A 17,219-nucleotide genomic window follows, 5' to 3' on the forward strand; every position below is an offset into this window, starting at 1 on the left:
ATCTCTTGTGCATAATATTAGACTTACATCACAAAATTACATATTTTTAACAATTGTAACATAAATAAGATTGAAATTTCTGACTTTTTAAGTTACGATTGAAATTGGATGTCCTTCACCTAGTTTATCCCGCACTAACGGGCAGTAAAACTCCCATCTCAAGATTTTGAGAGAACAAAAAAGATAGATGGGAGATAACTACTGGCATGTGCCCGATTGGTGAGAGCTTTCCATCAGTGGGAAATAAAGAAAAGCCTCTACTGATAGAAGCCTCGCTTTATCCGGCAACTCCTCTTTTATTTGGAATAAATGCAGTATTTTACTGCGTTTACATTATATATTTTTAAGGGGGTTATATAATGAGCCAACTAGCTGTGAATCTCCATGAAAAAGTAGAGAAATTTTTACAAGGAACAAAGAAACTATATGTAAATGGGGCCTTTATTGAAAGCGCTTCCGGAAAAACATTTAAAACACCAAATCCAGCAACTGGTGATACGTTAGCTGTTGTATATGAAGGCGGACGTGAAGATATTCATAAAGCTGTCGTAGCAGCACGTCAAGCGTTTGATGAAGGACCATGGTCACGCATGAGCGGTGCTGAACGTAGCCGTTTCATGTACAAGCTTGCTGATTTAATGGAAAAACATAAAGATGAGCTTGCACAACTTGAAACATTAGACAACGGAAAACCAATTCAAGAAACAACAACTGCAGATATTCCTCTTGCAATTGAACATATGCGTTATTATGCTGGATGGGCAACAAAATTAGTCGGTCAAACAATTCCTGTTTCAGGAGATTATTTTAATTATACACGCCATGAACCCGTTGGTGTTGTTGGTCAAATTATCCCATGGAACTTCCCGCTTTTAATGGCGATGTGGAAGCTGGGAGCAGCACTAGCAACTGGATGTACCGTCGTACTAAAACCAGCAGAACAAACTCCTCTTTCCGCACTATATTTAGCTGAATTGATAGAAGAAGCTGGATTCCCAAAAGGTGTTATTAACATTATACCTGGATACGGTGAAACGGCTGGTCAAGCTCTTGTCAGTCATCCTCTCGTTGATAAAATTGCTTTCACAGGCTCAACTGAAGTTGGGAAACACATTATGAAAGAAGCATCCCAATCATTAAAACGCGTAACATTAGAGCTTGGTGGTAAATCACCAAATATTATTCTACCTGATGCCGATTTATCTCGTGCAATTCCAGCAGCACTTTCTGGTGTTATGTTTAACCAAGGACAAGTATGTTGTGCTGGATCTCGCTTGTTCATACCAAAGAAAATGTATGATAATGTTGTCGCAGATCTTGCCTTATATTCAAAGAGCTTAACGCAAGGATCTGGATTAGATCCACAAACAAACATTGGTCCCCTCGTATCAGAAGAACAACAAAATCGAGTGATGGGCTATATTGAAAAAGGAAAAAATGAAGGAGCAGAAATATTAGTTGGCGGAAATAAACCTTACGAACACGGTTATTATGTTGCTCCAACAATTTTCGCAGCTGTACAAGATGAAATGACGATTGCGAAAGAAGAAATTTTTGGTCCTGTCGTTGCTGCAATGCCATTTGATGACATTGATGAGGTTATTGAACGCGCTAACAAATCAGCATATGGATTAGCTGCCGGTTTGTGGACAGAAAACTTGAAGAATGCGCATTATGTTGCAAGTAAATTACGAGCTGGAACAGTATGGGTAAACTGTTATAACGTCTTTGATGCAGCCTCTCCGTTTGGAGGTTATAAACAGTCAGGTCTTGGACGTGAAATGGGCTCTTACGCGTTAAATAACTATACAGAAGTAAAAAGCGTTTGGATTAACTTAAACTAAAAAAAGGTCTTGCCAATTGGCAAGACCTTTTCCTTGTTCTAACAAACTGACAGCCTTACTCCTTTTTATACTTGTAACCCCCCACTTACATTTAGCACTTCCCCAGTAATGTAAGAAGCAAAATCTGATGCTAGAAAGGCAGCTGCATGTGCAATATCTTGCGGTGCTCCGATTCGCCCTGCTGGAATGGCTGCAATCATCTTTTCCTTTACTTTATCCGGTATGGCTTGCGTCATATCGGTGTCCATAAATCCAGGACAAATTGCATTACATGTAACACCAAATCCAGCTGCTTCTTTTGATGCTGTTTTTGTAAGCCCAATTACACCCGCTTTAGCAGCAGCATAGTTTGCTTGACCAATATTTCCTTGCCAGCTAATTGAAGAAATATTAATAATACGTCCATATTGTTGTTTACGCATATACAAAAGTGCTGGTTGCATACAGTTAAATACACCCGTTACATTTACTTGCAATACTTGCTCCCATGCTGTTTTTTCCATTTTATGTAACATTGCATCTCGTGTAATTCCAGCATTATTTACTAAAATATGCAATGCACCGTATGTTTGAATCGCATACTCAATTAGCGATTTTGCATCCGTATGGCTGCTTACATCACAAACATACGCCCTTACATCATATCCTTCTTGCAATAACTGTGTTGTCGTACTGTTTAAAGCTTCTTGATTAATATCACTTAGTAATACTTTCGCTCCTAAAGTGCCAAATACACGTGCAATTTCTTTTCCAATCCCTTGTGCTGCACCTGTAACAACAGCTGTTTTCCCCTCTAAAAAATTCATCCTTCTCCCTCGCTTTTTCTATGTATTTTCTATATATTTCGTCTTATGTATTTCATTCTCCTTTTTTGCATAAAAAAGTCTATTTGTGTCACACTATAATTGAAACTTAGCATAACACAAGGAGATTGTGTGAGATGAAAAAAAAGAATTTACAGCAAAACAAAGTGTCCGATGGAATTGATGTTGAGTTTTCTCAAGAACTCGCTGACCAAGATGACTTAGAAGCTCAAGCTCGTGCAGATGCTGCAGATGCACGTCAAAAACACCAACCAAACAAAAAATAAACCGAGGACATATTCTCGGTTTATTTTTTGTATTTTTTCACATAATGCGCAAAGGTAAGTAAGGGAAATAAGCGATGATAACTATGATAACGAATATAAAATTCCCCAGGCAATCCTGCTCCAGTTGGATATTCAATATGTTCTAAAGAATGCTCTAGCAAATAATTGATTCCCTTTTGAATATATGTTGTTTCCGTATCATGTACAGCGATTAGGGCATCTAAAGCCCATGCCGTTTGAGAAGGTGTACTAAAAGGTATTGAAATAAACCGCTTTTCTTTACTACTTTTACACGATTCTCCCCATCCGCCATCATGATGTTGAATCTCCTCTAACCATCGCACTGCTTTTTCTAATGCTGGATGATTCGCTGGCAATCCGTTTGCTCGCAGTCCTGTTACAGCAGCCCATGTACCATATATGTAACAAACTCCCCATTTTCCATACCAAGAACCATTTTGTTCTTGATTACGGAGGAGCCATTGCATTGCCCGTTGCAAATCATATGCACTTATTTTATTTGGCGCATAAGTTCCAAAAAACTCAAGCACCCTCCCTGTTAAATCTGCTGTAGACGGATCAAGAATCATATCTTCTGCACTATCGAGAGGAACATGCGCAAACATATGCTTATCAACATCCTTCTCAAACGCTCCCCAGCCTCCATCTTTATTCTGCATTCCAAGAATCCACTGTATCCCCTTATTCCAAGCTTGTTTTACTTTCTTATCTTTCTTCGCAATGTAAGTAAGTGAACGTAGCGCCGCTGTTGTATCATCACAATCTGGCGCAATGGTATTCGAATCGGTAAATCCCCATCCGCCAGGAGGTAAAGAAGGTGCATGAACATGCCAATCCCCATAAGAAGTATGCTGTTTCTTTAATAAATAGCGATTTGCTCGTTCAATCATCGCATCATCTTCTGACACATTTGCTTCTTGCAAAGCATAACTCAAAAGAGCAGTATCCCACACTGTTGAAGGTGAGTTTTGCAAATGGGCACCATTTTTTGTATTCCATATGTACGACTGTATCCCTGATACACCTTTCTCAATAATAGGAGAATGTCTAGAATGACCGAGAGCAAGGAGAGCGTAAATCATATAAAAAGTAGCGCTCGCATAAGTGTAAAGTGTTCCATTTCCTTCTATACGTTCTAGCATAAAACGTTCCGCTGCTTTATATCCTTTTTGATGAAGAGAATATGGATACGAAATGAGCGTTTTCCCTTCTGATAAAATTGTTTGCAAAACAGAAGAGCGTTTATTATGAAACCAATTTGATTTATTCGCACCCACTATGTAACTAAGATTAGGAATAATATTTTCTTCTATTACAAATTTCTTATTCATACAAATGAGCGTAGGAACGAAATGAATACGTGCAGAATTACTCAATTCATACATACTAAACGGGGAATGATCCGGTAGAAAGAAAAAAGTCATGGGAAAATGAAACAGTGCAGGGTAATCGTATTGCCCATGTAAGGCTAACATAAACTTCGTCATAAAATGAGCGTTTGTAATGCCACCTTGTTCAAGAATAAATTGTTCTGCACGGCGCAGCATATAGTCTTCTTTCTTAAATTTCCTAGAAGCTAACAATGCAGTATACACTTGAATTGTAGCTGAAAGATTTCCATTCAGCTCATCTTCATACAATTTCCATGTCCCTTCATTTGCTTGTAAAGAAATTAGTCTTGTCACAAATGGCTCTATTTCTTTTTCTCTTCGTAACGTACGTAATAATAAAATCATATGACAATCAGTTAATGGGGATCCCTCAAAGCAAAAACGCCATGTTCCATCTCTTTGCTGCATCGTACGTAACGCTGTAATTTGTCTCTCCATTTCCTGTTTTACTTTGTCATACAGCAGCATAGATGTCCCCCCTCTTTATTGAATCCATATACAATATTCAATAACATACGTAAATATGTGTAAAACAAAAAAGCAAAGTGAAGTTGATTCCTCACTTTGCTTACGAACAATACCAAATCGCAACAACAATTCCTAAAATTGCCCCGACAATGACTTGATATGGCGTATGACCGACAAGTTCATTCAATTTTTTATACTCTGTTTGTCTTCCATGAAAAAAGTCATTTAAAATTTTTGCTTGTTTACTTACAGCAAGTCTTACTCCTGATGCGTCATACATGACAATAATCGCAAAAATCGTCGCAATTGCAAATACAGAGCTCGTAATTCCTTCTTCAATCCCAATTGCTATTGCTAACGCTGTGACAGTGGAAGAATGAGAACTCGGCATTCCACCAGAGGCAAAAAACTGTGCAAAATCAAATTCTCTCTTTTTTACTAAAGTGATTATAACTTTTGTAAGTTGTGCTAAGAACCAAGCAATCACTGCAGACATTAATGGGTTGTTATGTAAAATTGTCTCCATAATTCGCACCTCACCGCTTATAATGGAATATCCTTACTTACATTATAAAGAAAACGGCATACATAATACTATGCCGTTTTACGAAACTTTTGCAGATTTATTTTTTATAAATTTCGGCTGCTTATTTAACATAAATTTCGTTTTCGCTATCGAAAATGTAAATAACGCAATCCAAATAAAGAAAAATGCTATCATATGAGTCCCTGTAAAATGTTCATGAAAGACAAAAATTCCCAATACAAGACTGATTGTCGGTGCAATATATTGCAAAAATCCGACCATTGATAACGGAATAAGCTTTGTACCTTTTGCAAAATATAAAAGCGGTAATGCAGTAACAATACCAGCACCAGCTAAAAGTAACGTCGACGTAATCGAAACTGATCCAAACGAACCAATTCCTTGAACACCTAACATTCCTAAATATACAAGAGCAATCGGCATTACAAGCATCGTTTCCATCGTAAGCCCAATCATTGAATCATAATCTAATAATTTCTTTGATAAACCATATAAACCAAATGTACATGCTAACGAAATCGCAATCCACGGAATGGATCCATAGTGAACTGTTAAAATTGCAACCCCAAATGCCGCTAACCCTACGGCAACATATTGCCAAAAATTGAGTTTTTCTTTTAAAACGAGCGTGCCAAGTAAAATACTAACAAGCGGATTAATATAATAACCTAGACTTGCTTCAATCACATGATTATGATTAACAGCCCATATGTACACAAACCAGTTCCCGCTAATTAATATAGAAGCAACAGTTAATGACATGAATAATTTAGGACGTTTAAAAAGTTGCACAAGCTCACTCGTAAATTGACCAAAACGTTTGCAAATCAATAAAACAAGTAACATAAAAGCGAATGCCCAAACGATACGATGAGCTAAAATTTCTTCTGCAGGAACTTCATCTATCAGTTTCCAATAAAGCGGTAGAACTCCCCACATCATATATGCACTTGCCGCATATATAATCCCCTTTTTTTGCGCTTCCATTTGACTCCCCTCTTTTCTTTTTTCTTCATTATAAAGTGTCCTTCTACCTTTTTACAATTTTCCGCTACATAACTTTTTCACACGGACCACCTTACTATAATATCCAAAAGATATATGCTCCCGCAGCCGCAAGGAATGGAATACCAAACACAAACTTATTTTTATGTGTCTTATGATGAAACATATACATCCCAATCCAAGCTCCAATTCCTCCCCCTGCTGCTGCGACTAAAAACAACGTACTCTCCGGCGTACGCCACTGCTTCTTCTTTGCTTTTCTTTTATCTAGTCCCATCATCATAAAAGCGAGAACATTAATAATTACAAAATAACCCCATTTCAGCATATTATTAAACCTCTTTCATACATTTTTCCAATCAATTATTTATCCCGTACTAACGGGCAGTAAGCCTCCACTGATAGGAGGTTCAATTTATTATACACTCATTTTATTTTTTAGTTTTATAAATATGTAACAATGATTTTATCTAATCAAACAAAAAATATTGACTATGATAATTATTTTGTGATATTATAAATAATTTTACTTATCATCTTATATATGATAAACTTAGAAAGGTTACCATATGGAGGTGGATTATTTGTTTCAAATTGGCGATAAAATTGTTTATCCAATGCACGGAGCAGGTGTGATTGAAGCCCTAGAAGAAAAAGAAATCCTAGGAGAAAAACAAAAATATTATGTAATAAGAATACCAATTAGTAATATGGAAGTAATGATTCCGATGAAAAAAATGATACAATTACGTATACGATTAATTGCCGATAAGCTTACATTAGAAAATGTATTACTTATTTTGCAGTACGGCGAATCAGATGATTCACTCTCATGGAAGCAAAGATATACCCAAAACATGGAGAAAATGAAGACGGGTGAAATACAAGAAGGTGCTGAAGTAGTTCGCGACTTAATACGTAGGAATAAAGTAAGGGCACTTAATACAAGTGAAAAACAAATGTTAGACAACGCACAAAAAATTTTAATTAGTGAATTAAGTTTAATTAAAGGAATTACTGAAAATCAGGCAATTGATTTGTTAAATACGAAAGTCGGCTAGGTAAAGAAATCCTTTTAAAACCGTTTTGAACTTGATTTTAAATTATATAAGATACCTAAAACGACAAAATAGCCTACATCTATTTTGTTTTTTTTTTGCTTTATGTACCTCAATATGATATGATTACAAATACGATTTGATTATAGGAACATTACCCTCTAAGAAAAAATTCTTTTTCCTCTAAATGAATTATTCTCACCACTTTTTATTCTCATACTTCTAAGTATACGATGAGGTTCATTTATCCAAGCATTGTTTTTGGATATCCCGATTCATACTGGCACGGTCATCGGAGCCGTAAGGACGAAAGAGAGGTAGGGCTTTCGTTGTTTTGAGGTTTCAAAAACGATAATGAACATTTACTGTTCTTATCTTCCATTTTAACGTAAAAACGATAACAGATTTAAATATATGCTTATATTTGCTCGGTTCATATAAATAGGAAACACATCTTTAGTAATATTATAAAAGTTTTTTATATGAAAACAATCAAGACAGTAAAATGGTTTAATAGTGAAAAAGGATTTGAATGTACGAAGTACAAAATGATAGTAATGTTACAGTAAATTGCATTCAAACAAGTTAACAGAGGTCAAAACCTAAGAATGTTGTAAAACTATAAGAAAACGAAAAGAACATGCAACAGTTTGCTGCATGTTCTTTATTATTCTTCTCCAGTTTCTCTCTCATCTCCACTGATACATTCATGAATTGATTGACTCTCTTTCTCCTCCATACAAATCATCGCACGATAAATTTCTGAATATAGACCAAACACTTGATACACACTTCCAAGAAACGGCATCAGAATCCCTCTTTTCCAAATAATAAATTCCAAAGTTAAGGATTCCCTATCTTTTCTTAAACATTCGCATTTGTATCTTCCTTTTCTATTTGAACGTTAAGAAGATGTAACCATTTTTTATACGGTGCACTGTTTGGATCTACAAATTCTTTTGCATATGAGCGATTCCAAAGTTGCTTTACAAATAAAGTCGCTTCTTTTTTTGCTGCTACTTCCGCTCCAGTCCCGTAATAAGCTTTAAAATATTGTTCAATTTCATCAACAAGTAATCGTAACAGTTCATCAGATGTTTCTTCTAACGTCGGATCATATTTCGCTTCCTTATCGTACATCAAGATAACATCTAAGATATTATGAACATGTTCTTTTCGAAGCCATCTTATATCTTGCGCACCTAATACAAATGAATGTGTATATAAATGTCCTCCGTGCTGCAATGCTTTTCCCTGTTCTTCTTCAAAACGAGAAATAATATTTTCATATATAAATGGATTATGAAGCAATGCACGGTGCAATTTATATCCTTCATTTGTTACATTTTTCCCCATCGATTGAATAAGAGAACTTCGGCCCACTCCGTTATATTGGTAAACGAACTGACCATCCACAGCAGCAAGACTAATCCAACGATATATATATGCATACAATAAAGCACGATTACACTTATCATAATCCAGCTTCGTTTGTGTTACATTTAAGTCTGGCATAAAAGCAGGTAAGTGCCAATACTTATCAAGATGCGGTGTTAAATTCGATTTACGAACGTTTAATTTATTTACGCGGCGATAATAAGACTGAAAGTAATCTCCCTTCTCGTTCACATAACCGTTTGCAATATGCCCAGACGATAATTTCGGAAAATCTTGCAGCGACAATCCGTAATGCGCACGGTAACATACAATTTCATACGGTGAAAAAGCTTCATCAACTGTTTCTTTTTCCTGGAACATCTCTTGTAGCGTCTCTTCATTTAACTCTTGATGAATAAGCGGATGAATACCCCAATATTGCAATTCACGATGATGCGCAACTTTCGGTATAAATGGACTTGCAAGATGCAGCAAATCTTCAATTTTCTCACTTACATACTCTGTCATATCACGCTTTTGAATAGCCGCTTCTTTTCGCAGTGCTTCAATAATATTTAATTCTAATTTATCTCGGTAGCGATCTTGCAATTCCTGCTCACAATACGTTAAAATATGTTTCCGATAAAAATCTTCTACTTTTTGTGATTGTCCTTCCTCAGCCTGCGCTCCTCTGCAATATTCACGATATAAACTCATATAAATTTCAGCAGATATCTCTTTTGGCAGCACACCATTGTTTACATGGTGATGAATATCGTTCCACATTTCTTCCTGCATTCGCTCATCTGCTAATACGTATACATTTGTTGGATTTGTTTTTCCCTCAAATTCTTTACTACGTTTTTGAATGTCTAATAATAAATTTTCACGAGTTTCTTGTAAATTATCAAAGAAACGCTCCCAATATTGAATCATTTTATCTACAGCCTGATATAAAGATTGATAAACAAGCTCTAATAACATTTCTTTTCGATATTCATTTAACTTGTGTACATATTGGGTCGCAATATCTTGAAATTCTTTTCGAAATAAACGCTGTTCATTATGAAACATTTTTCCAAACCAACCTTGTTGCTGCGTCAGTTCAACACGTCTAACAGCTGTTACCGTTCCTTCAATATTGCTCACATTAAATTTTTTATCATAATTTTGGATAAGACTGCGTTTCTGTTCATTATTTTCATGCAGACGATTCATTTTTTCGGTTAACAATTTACGAATTTCATATAACATGTAACGTGCAGCGACAGGATGAACAGGATCTGTTTTCTTTAAAAACCATGTATTCAACTGATATGACTGACCCTCTGAACCACTTGGTGTAAATCGATCAGTTTCAACCATATCATATATCAATGTTGTTACATGCTCATGTACACGGCTTGGTATCGCATACGCATATAAGCGTACAGCATGGTCCACCCGTGCCACTTCACCTTTCATTTGTTCAGCAATTTTCAGTTTTGCAGCTGAAATTTTACACTCTCGCTGCAAGCGATTTAACTCTTCATCTTTTTGTACCGTACGCTGCACATAATTTTCTACCGCTTCTAAAAATAATTTTGATTTTGATATACCAATTTTTCCGCCTTCTGCTCCTTCGCGCGTTTCATAATACATTTGCTTATAAAACACATGCGCCTGTTCTGGACGAGTCGCCAAATGTTCTAAATCTTCTAAGAAACTTTTTCCTCGCTCGGGCTTTTCACGCTGCATACCGCGGCGAACGTCTTGCTCATACCGGCTTTTCTTATCTTGAAAAAGTCGATCTAAATGAAGCCACGATTCATCTAGCCCTTGCACTGCCCATTTTAAAGCGCAGTAACGAAGAACATTTTCGTATGGATAAATAAGTTTTGCAGCTCCTGCTCCGCAATAACGAGCTTTACCATTTGAATCAGCAAGTTGTTGAATTTGATTATCTTCTTGTGCAAAATGACTCGTTGACATCGGACTAAATAATTGTAAATAAATTGTATTTGTCATTTGTTCCATATAATCAGACAAACTATGCAAATGGTGACCATGTAAATTTTCATAATCATATAAGAAGCAATAATTGTATGGTAAATGATGCTGCATAATGGTGTGATTTGTGCGTCCGTCTTCATCTACTTGATCCGGACGATATTCTAACTCAATTGTAACGCCCCCGCGGCGTGATAATTCTCCTGTAGATCCTAAAGTAATTGCGTGTAATTCTTTTAATGATGCATATCCGTTTGCCTGCACCGTTTCAAATTCTTTTCCGCTTATTGTGCGTGTTTTGACGAGAACATCAGGAAGTAAAAAAGCACCGCGAATTAAAATGTTGTGATGTTGCAACTTTTTCCGAAGCATTTCTCGTAAATATAGAGCGATTTGCAAAAACATACCGGAACCTGTGCCACCTGCTAATGACGTAACAATAATAACGCGAACACCGTATTCTGTTGTATCACTTGTTACCGGAAAAATCTTCTCAATTTCTTGCCAAAAAGCTGTTAATTTATCTTCCTTCATCGCTGCGCGAAGTGCTAGGCGAGAAATAACCCGAAGTTGACCAGCACCTTCTGTTAATGGTTTATCTAGTACAGTCGGGTCAATCGGAAACCAATCTGGAATCGTTGGATCTTCCGCCATATATTCGCGCGGTGTTTTACTAGAGCTCGTTTGTGTCACAAATTTACGAATATGCTGAAAGTGACTTAACGTATTAATATCTGTATCAAATACGTGCATCGCTACTTTTTTACGCCGTTCTTTCGGGAGCTTTCGGTAAATATCATGCGTAACTGTACTTCCAATTCCCCCGAGTCCAATTAAAATTGTTGGCACTTGAAAATCCATGTGAACCACCTTCCTATTTATTCACATTCATATCTATATACTTCTTTTCCATAACCGCGATCAATAACAACCATTTCGTTCGGATATAACGTTTTATACTCGCGTCCTGCTTCTTCATCAGTTAGGACCATACCATCAATCACCATGCCTGGTACTTGAGAATCTTTCGTAACAAATATAGATTTTGAGCCCTTTTTTGCAATAAACGTAACAGATTGCACTGTTTTCCGCTCCGCTCGAAATGGAATACCAAAATAATGATTCCACCATTTCGTTCGCAGTGGCTCTGGTTCAGATTTATATAACCAATCTTCCGCAATAGATTGGTCCCATTCATAATACATAAGCGCTTTCCTATGAAAACGTGGGCGAACTATCCATCCAACAATAAGAATTGTAATAATGAATAAGATTATACTAAATGGTAAAACGAACTGAAAAATAGTCGCATAACGCTCTAAAAAAGGAACGTCAATAATAGACAACGAAATTTGTTTACTAACTTTGTGCGATTGTGAATCTCGTAATGTGATGGTAGCTTCTATGATGCCGGTGTCTGTAAAATTAAATGTGTTGGAGTAATAAGGACGAGGATATACATATATTTGATTTCTATTTTGCTTTAACTCATAGTTGATAGATTTATGAAATGTAATAGTTACTGTTTTCAACAATTCCCTTACTTCTGCTTCTGACATTGATTCTTCATTTAATAGTGGCTGTATAATAAATGGTGCACTATGCTCTAAATTTGTTACTTTTTCTTTATAATTCGTGGTAACAACTTTTAATGATAGTTTTGGTTTTGGAACGGATTGAATGCGAAATTCTTTCGTTTGGCGATAAAACCCTTTTATATTCATGTGCACATTTCCATGCACAGCGTCTCTCCCTATCTTCGTTTCATAGTAGAAGACTTTTCGTTTCCCATCCCATTGCATCGAATACATTTGACCATTTATTTCTATTTGAGCATTAAAATATGAAGCATCTACCGGTACATTTGTTGGTTTTGCTTCTATAATTGCTGTTTGATTTTCATAGATTTGTTCTGTTTCTTTTTTCGGGTCCTTTCCTTTTTCATATATGGAAACGGTATAATCTAACGCTGGTTCTACTAGTACTTTCATATTTTCCTTTGTCACTGCTTGATCAATTTCTACCATATATGTTCCTGGTTCCATTACAGCATTGTTTTTAGGCATAATATGAGTAATTCCACCATATAATCCCATTCCCGCCGGTGCTTGAATCGAAAATCTTGATTGTAAATTGAGTGATCCTTGTATATTTTGGACACGATACGGTATGTTTTGAGAAGATTGACCAACAAGCGTAATTCGTTTTAACGGAAATGGTGTTTTAACTTCAATCTTGTTTCCTACTATATTTGTTTTTACCGCTTCTTCTACTGATGAAAATGGATCACGATTCGCTATTAAAGCAGCGGCTTGGTTGACGCTGTGGATAACACCATCTTCTCCACTTGTTGGGAATACGATTCCATTTATCTGGTGTTTCCAAATATCTTTAAAGACGTTCATTTGTGCTTGTTCTTGCGCCCCTAAATTTTCTTCCATTGTAATTAATACTGCATGTAAAGAAATGTTTTTTGCTTCCATTTCTTTTTTAAAAGTACTGAGCGTTTCTGAAATCCTTTTTTTTCCACTATCATCTTGTTTTTCTAGCTCATTAAACGCTCCATCTGTTAGAATAATAAGCCAAAATTCACGATTGGCATTTTCCTGAGTTTGCCTCTTAATAGATTGCATAGCTGTTTCCACTGATTGAAAAGGTGTGTTAACATGTTCATTCCATGTTTGAATCTTTTCAATTTCCTCTTGCCGTTTGTTATTCGCTAGAGAAACTGTTATTTCTTGCGATGGATGACTCATTGGTACATAAGAAAACGTATCTTTTTCATCTAACAATGCAATCAAACTTTGCAATGCATAATTTGCATACTTCCAGCGATCATTATTACGCATACTACCAGAATCATCATACACAAGTGAAACAACACGCTGCCTCGCTTCTTCTCCTTTCGCTAAACTAGAAAAAGGACAAATACATATGAGTAGTAAAAACAAAATAGATGTGGCTATGATTCGAATATGCATGTTGAAGCTTCGCCACCTTTGTAGACAAATTCCTATGTTTAAACTTATGAGAAGAAATACAAGATATGACTTGTATTTCGAAAAACGAACGAGAATATAATATTATTATGTAAACAATCGTTTAATAAAAAACTGCTCATTTTCAGTTTTTTATTTTCTTCTAATTTTCATCATAATTTACTTTCTCACCCAATATTTTTGCCACTTCTCATTAAAGTACATTTCAACTTCCTATGCCATATATATCCGGTTTTAATTATATCGGTTTCTATAGAGTAATAAAAAAACTGACATTTATACTTTAGAGTTTGTATGTAATAGTAATAACCAAAGCTCCGCTCTATAATTTATATTAATTTACATAATTAAATTATTTTAACCTTGGTATGTTTTTTAGATTTTCATAAGATATCGCCTCTAATTTTCTTTTTCCTCTACCTTCTATTGTTTCTGCCATACATAAAGCATTCCAAATTGCCTCTTCTACGGCTTCAATTGTCATTGCAAATAAATGAGAAATTTCTTTCCCATCTTCACGCAAAAATTGATACTGCAATGATTCTGTAGTTGGCGTATGAGAAATACGATGTGCTGTTGAAAAGGCAATAACAATATCCCCGCTCCCATGCGCTCCGTAAGAACCCGCCTTTGCAAGTCCAAAAGTTGCTCGCTTTGCTATGCGATGTAATTGTCTATCACTTAACGGCGCATCGGTTGCGATAACAATCATGATAGAGCCATCTGGCAAAGTTTCTTCGTTCTCTTTTTGAATATATAAATCTTCTTTTCTCCCAAAATTCGTAACAACTAAAACACCCACCGTATACGTATCTTTTGTAAAAGTTATTATGCGTGAGCTTGTACCAATTCCGCCTTTATATCCAAAACAAGCCATCCCTGTACCAGCTCCCACGCATCCTTCTTCCACTGGACCATTTTTTGCGTTTGTAATGGCCTCAATTGCATGCTTGGGTCTTACATAAAGCGTTCGAATGTCATGTAAATATCCATCATTACACTCTCCAACAACAATATTTACAGTTCCAGTTGTATCACCAATTTCCTCATTCCGCTCTAGCAAATATCGTAATGTCCCTTCTAATACCGGAGCAACTCCAAATGTATTGGACAGCATAATCGGACTTTCAAGTACACCTAGTTCTTGTATTTGAATCGTCCCAATCGTTTTTCCAAAGCCATTAATAACATAAGAACTAGCGAATACTTTTTCACGAAATATATTTCCATCATGCGGTAAAATCGCCGTGACACCAGTACGAATATGCATTTCTTCCTTCAAAGTAACATGCCCCACTAAGACACCTTCAACATCAGTAATGGCATTCCATTTTCCCACATCATATTTTCCAATTTTCACTCCTAGTTCACGTAACCGCACTCGCTTCATAATTTCACCTTTTTTCTTAATTTTCTATCTCTTATTATAACAAAGATGAGAGTGCAATCTACAAGCACTCTCATTGTTTTACGTATACTTCTACAACTGGATTTTCTTTGTGATCAGCATGAAGACGAATGTTACTTTCTTTTACATTGTAGATATCCGCCAATAGTAATACTGTTAATATGTTAGGAAATTTGCTATCTGTGCCATATTTTCGTTCAAGTGCTTCCTTATATTCAAACGCAAGATCTCCTTGTATATATGTATACACTTCAAAGCCATCTTGTAAATCACAGACAATGGTATCAATAATATCAGCTCCTACTTGACGTGTCATCTCTTTTCGAAGTGCATCCGTTAATGCATTCCATGACACTTCATACGTTTGAAATGTATCTAAATGACTCATTTTTTTCTCTCCTTTTTATCTCACTCTAACAGGGAGTAACATTTTTCATTACTAGAAAACAATCTTTCCTTATCATTCCCGTTTTTCACTGCAATTATGATGGAATAGACAAACGTACAAGCCGCTCTTGTCCCTTTATCATATCGTAATATTGGAAAGAGAAAGGGGCAAAATTATATGAGTTCTCATAAACATTTTCATACATGTCGGCGTTATTATGGGCGAGTCGTACGTATTGAAGATTATAAAGGCAATATCCATATTGGAAGAATTGTTGATCTAACAGATGAATCAGTATGGATTGAACCCGTTCATCGCAAACGATTTGACCACGGGTTTGGCTTTGGTGGTAGCTTCGGCTGTGATTTCTGCGGTGGTTTAGGTGAATGTAACCATTGTGGATTTGGATTTGATGACTGTAGATCTGGTAGATCTCGTAGATCTGGTAGATCTCGTAGATGTGGTAGATGTGGATTTGATGAATGTAGATGTGGGTTTGGTGGGTTTGGTGGGTTTGGTGGATTTGGAGCCGTTGAACTTGGTCTTGGATTTATTTTCGGTATTTCATTAGCTGCTTTATTTTTCATTTAAAGAAAAGCCAACATATTGTTGGCTTTTTTTAATAAAATGAAACTTCCATCAGTGGAGGGTTCTTCATCCACCACTGATGGAAAGCCCGCCCAATCGGGCTTTTACGGAGAATGAAGTTCACCATTAATCAAAATTCCACTTTATTTTTGACAAATAAAAATCCGGTGCCCTAATATATGCTTGTATTGATGTAAAATATGTTCATGCGCAATCCATGCATTATACAAATCTTGTGAAATAAAATCTGATATATCCCACTCTGGCTCTTCTACATGTGCAGAAATCGTTGTTGCAATGGTTCCGCCTCCAAGTACACGTACTGTTTTAAAATTTGCTTGTTTAAAGAGTATAACCCATTCTTGTGCTGTTAACAGTTGTTCCATTCCATATAAAGTTACTATATTTTTTTCCTCATGTACTGGTAAATGTTGCTCAATTACCAATTCAATAACAAGCAGCGTCCCGCCACATTGTAATACACGGTAACATTCATCTATCGCTTTCCTTTTATTTGTAAACGCAAGAACGGATTCTCCTAATACAATATGAAACATTTCATCACGACACGGTAGTGCCTCTACACTCCCTGCAATGAGCTCAATATTTACTCCATCCTTATACCATCTTTTTTTTGCTTTTTCAATCATCGTTTCATTTATTTCAACTGCACTTACAGCAGAGCCATACTGTTTCGCAATATAGGAGGCTGTCCTGCCTGTTCCACAACCAATCTCTAATAATTTTGTATGCTGGTCTAATGAAAGCTGTGCTAATAATTGCTTTGTTAACGTAAAACCTCCTGGATGTGCACTGCCAATACCAAACGCTGCTAGGAAATCTAAATAAGAATATTGTTTCATATACATCTCCTTCTATCTCACATTTAACGGGCATATTCAGAAAAACAAAGGATATAGATAGAAGATTTCTGCCCGGAAAAACTTAATTAGTCGGATTGACTATCATAAATGACAACATTCATTAATGAATGTTTTTATTTATTGTAGTACTGCATATGTATTCATTACACTTCAAAATGTGCA

15 protein-coding genes are annotated in these 17,219 nt (G+C 36.1%); 4 read left to right on the top strand and 11 right to left on the bottom strand.

Annotation, left to right across the window (positions count from 1 at the left end; all coding sequences use genetic code 11):
• Nucleotides 1-359 precede the first annotated feature (359 nt).
• Nucleotides 360-1,844 (top strand): aldehyde dehydrogenase family protein, encoded by a 1,485-nt coding sequence (locus CN326_RS15415; protein ID WP_098309884.1) that lies wholly within the window; start codon nt 360-362, stop codon nt 1,842-1,844.
• A 65-nt stretch (nt 1,845-1,909) separates the two neighbouring features.
• Here the strand turns inward: CN326_RS15415 and fabG are convergent, their stop codons facing one another.
• Nucleotides 1,910-2,650 (bottom strand): 3-oxoacyl-ACP reductase FabG, encoded by a 741-nt coding sequence (gene fabG / locus CN326_RS15420; RefSeq protein ID WP_098309885.1) that lies wholly within the window; start codon nt 2,648-2,650, stop codon nt 1,910-1,912.
• A 134-nt stretch (nt 2,651-2,784) separates the two neighbouring features.
• Between fabG and CN326_RS15425 the strand changes: the two genes are divergently transcribed.
• Entirely contained in the window at nt 2,785-2,934 is a 150-nt protein-coding gene (locus tag CN326_RS15425; RefSeq protein WP_098309886.1) for a YfhD family protein, read from the top strand.
• A gap of 20 nt (nt 2,935-2,954) precedes the next feature.
• On the opposite strand, the gene shc is transcribed toward CN326_RS15425, so the two are convergent.
• From shc to CN326_RS15445, 4 genes are all read right to left on the bottom strand, one after another.
• Entirely contained in the window at nt 2,955-4,814 is a 1,860-nt protein-coding gene (shc, locus tag CN326_RS15430) for a squalene--hopene cyclase (RefSeq protein ID WP_098309887.1), read from the bottom strand.
• A 100-nt stretch (nt 4,815-4,914) separates the two neighbouring features.
• Entirely contained in the window at nt 4,915-5,340 is a 426-nt protein-coding gene (locus tag CN326_RS15435; protein WP_098309888.1) for a divergent PAP2 family protein, read from the bottom strand.
• A gap of 78 nt (nt 5,341-5,418) precedes the next feature.
• Nucleotides 5,419-6,348: an EamA family transporter RarD gene (gene rarD, locus CN326_RS15440; RefSeq protein WP_098309889.1), complete on the bottom strand. Its 930-nt coding sequence runs from the start codon at nt 6,346-6,348 to the stop codon at nt 5,419-5,421.
• 94 nt (nt 6,349-6,442) lie between these two features.
• Entirely contained in the window at nt 6,443-6,691 is a 249-nt protein-coding gene (locus CN326_RS15445) for a DUF1294 domain-containing protein (RefSeq protein ID WP_098309931.1), read from the bottom strand.
• Nucleotides 6,692-6,950: 259 nt separating this feature from the next.
• Between CN326_RS15445 and CN326_RS15450 the strand changes: the two genes are divergently transcribed.
• Complete coding sequence (locus CN326_RS15450; RefSeq protein WP_375337670.1) at nt 6,951-7,427, top strand: CarD family transcriptional regulator; 477 nt, start codon at nt 6,951-6,953, stop codon at nt 7,425-7,427.
• Between the two features lie 664 nt (nt 7,428-8,091).
• Here CN326_RS15450 and CN326_RS15455 read toward each other — a convergent pair.
• The 5 genes from CN326_RS15455 to CN326_RS15475 all read right to left on the bottom strand — a co-directional run bounded on the left by CN326_RS15455 (nt 8,092) and on the right by CN326_RS15475 (nt 15,585).
• Entirely contained in the window at nt 8,092-8,232 is a 141-nt protein-coding gene (locus CN326_RS15455; protein ID WP_098309891.1) for a phosphonate ABC transporter permease, read from the bottom strand.
• Nucleotides 8,233-8,288: 56 nt separating this feature from the next.
• Nucleotides 8,289-11,651, bottom strand: a complete 3,363-nt coding sequence (locus CN326_RS15460; RefSeq protein ID WP_098309892.1) for a tubulin-like doman-containing protein — start codon at nt 11,649-11,651, stop codon at nt 8,289-8,291.
• A 17-nt stretch (nt 11,652-11,668) separates the two neighbouring features.
• A complete protein-coding gene (locus CN326_RS15465) occupies nt 11,669-13,771 on the bottom strand; it encodes a vWA domain-containing protein (RefSeq protein WP_098309893.1) in 2,103 nt (700 codons plus the stop codon).
• A gap of 370 nt (nt 13,772-14,141) precedes the next feature.
• Nucleotides 14,142-15,179: a DmpA family aminopeptidase gene (locus CN326_RS15470; protein ID WP_098309894.1), complete on the bottom strand. Its 1,038-nt coding sequence runs from the start codon at nt 15,177-15,179 to the stop codon at nt 14,142-14,144.
• Nucleotides 15,180-15,249: 70 nt separating this feature from the next.
• The gene (locus CN326_RS15475) at nt 15,250-15,585 is read right to left on the bottom strand and encodes a hypothetical protein (protein WP_098309895.1); all 336 of its coding nucleotides are present in this window, start codon (nt 15,583-15,585) and stop codon (nt 15,250-15,252) included.
• Nucleotides 15,586-15,762: 177 nt separating this feature from the next.
• Between CN326_RS15475 and CN326_RS24680 the strand changes: the two genes are divergently transcribed.
• Entirely contained in the window at nt 15,763-16,176 is a 414-nt protein-coding gene (locus tag CN326_RS24680; RefSeq protein ID WP_098309896.1) for a hypothetical protein, read from the top strand.
• A gap of 140 nt (nt 16,177-16,316) precedes the next feature.
• Here the strand turns inward: CN326_RS24680 and CN326_RS15485 are convergent, their stop codons facing one another.
• Nucleotides 16,317-17,036, bottom strand: coding sequence for a class I SAM-dependent methyltransferase (locus CN326_RS15485; protein ID WP_098309897.1), 720 nt, complete (start codon nt 17,034-17,036; stop codon nt 16,317-16,319).
• Nucleotides 17,037-17,219 lie beyond the last annotated feature (183 nt).

This window comes from Bacillus sp. AFS018417 (assembly GCF_002560985.1).
In the GTDB taxonomy this organism is placed as follows: domain Bacteria; phylum Bacillota; class Bacilli; order Bacillales; family Bacillaceae_G; genus Bacillus_A; species Bacillus_A rhizoplanae.

What these genes read in the sequence shown, in the direction of transcription:
- CN326_RS15415 (WP_098309884.1), top strand. Translation starts at nt 360, where the DNA reads ATGAGCCAACTAGCTGTGAATCTCCATGAAAAAGTAGAGAAATTTTTA.
- fabG (WP_098309885.1), bottom strand. Translation starts at nt 2,650, where the DNA reads ATGAATTTTTTAGAGGGGAAAACAGCTGTTGTTACAGGTGCAGCACAA.
- CN326_RS15425 (WP_098309886.1), top strand. Translation starts at nt 2,785, where the DNA reads ATGAAAAAAAAGAATTTACAGCAAAACAAAGTGTCCGATGGAATTGAT.
- shc (WP_098309887.1), bottom strand. Translation starts at nt 4,814, where the DNA reads ATGCTGCTGTATGACAAAGTAAAACAGGAAATGGAGAGACAAATTACA.
- CN326_RS15435 (WP_098309888.1), bottom strand. Translation starts at nt 5,340, where the DNA reads ATGGAGACAATTTTACATAACAACCCATTAATGTCTGCAGTGATTGCT.
- rarD (WP_098309889.1), bottom strand. Translation starts at nt 6,348, where the DNA reads ATGGAAGCGCAAAAAAAGGGGATTATATATGCGGCAAGTGCATATATG.
- CN326_RS15455 (WP_098309891.1), bottom strand. Translation starts at nt 8,232, where the DNA reads ATGCCGTTTCTTGGAAGTGTGTATCAAGTGTTTGGTCTATATTCAGAA.
- CN326_RS15460 (WP_098309892.1), bottom strand. Translation starts at nt 11,651, where the DNA reads ATGGATTTTCAAGTGCCAACAATTTTAATTGGACTCGGGGGAATTGGA.
- CN326_RS15465 (WP_098309893.1), bottom strand. Translation starts at nt 13,771, where the DNA reads ATGCATATTCGAATCATAGCCACATCTATTTTGTTTTTACTACTCATA.
- CN326_RS15470 (WP_098309894.1), bottom strand. Translation starts at nt 15,179, where the DNA reads ATGAAGCGAGTGCGGTTACGTGAACTAGGAGTGAAAATTGGAAAATAT.
- CN326_RS15475 (WP_098309895.1), bottom strand. Translation starts at nt 15,585, where the DNA reads ATGAGTCATTTAGATACATTTCAAACGTATGAAGTGTCATGGAATGCA.
- CN326_RS24680 (WP_098309896.1), top strand. Translation starts at nt 15,763, where the DNA reads ATGAGTTCTCATAAACATTTTCATACATGTCGGCGTTATTATGGGCGA.
- CN326_RS15485 (WP_098309897.1), bottom strand. Translation starts at nt 17,036, where the DNA reads ATGAAACAATATTCTTATTTAGATTTCCTAGCAGCGTTTGGTATTGGC.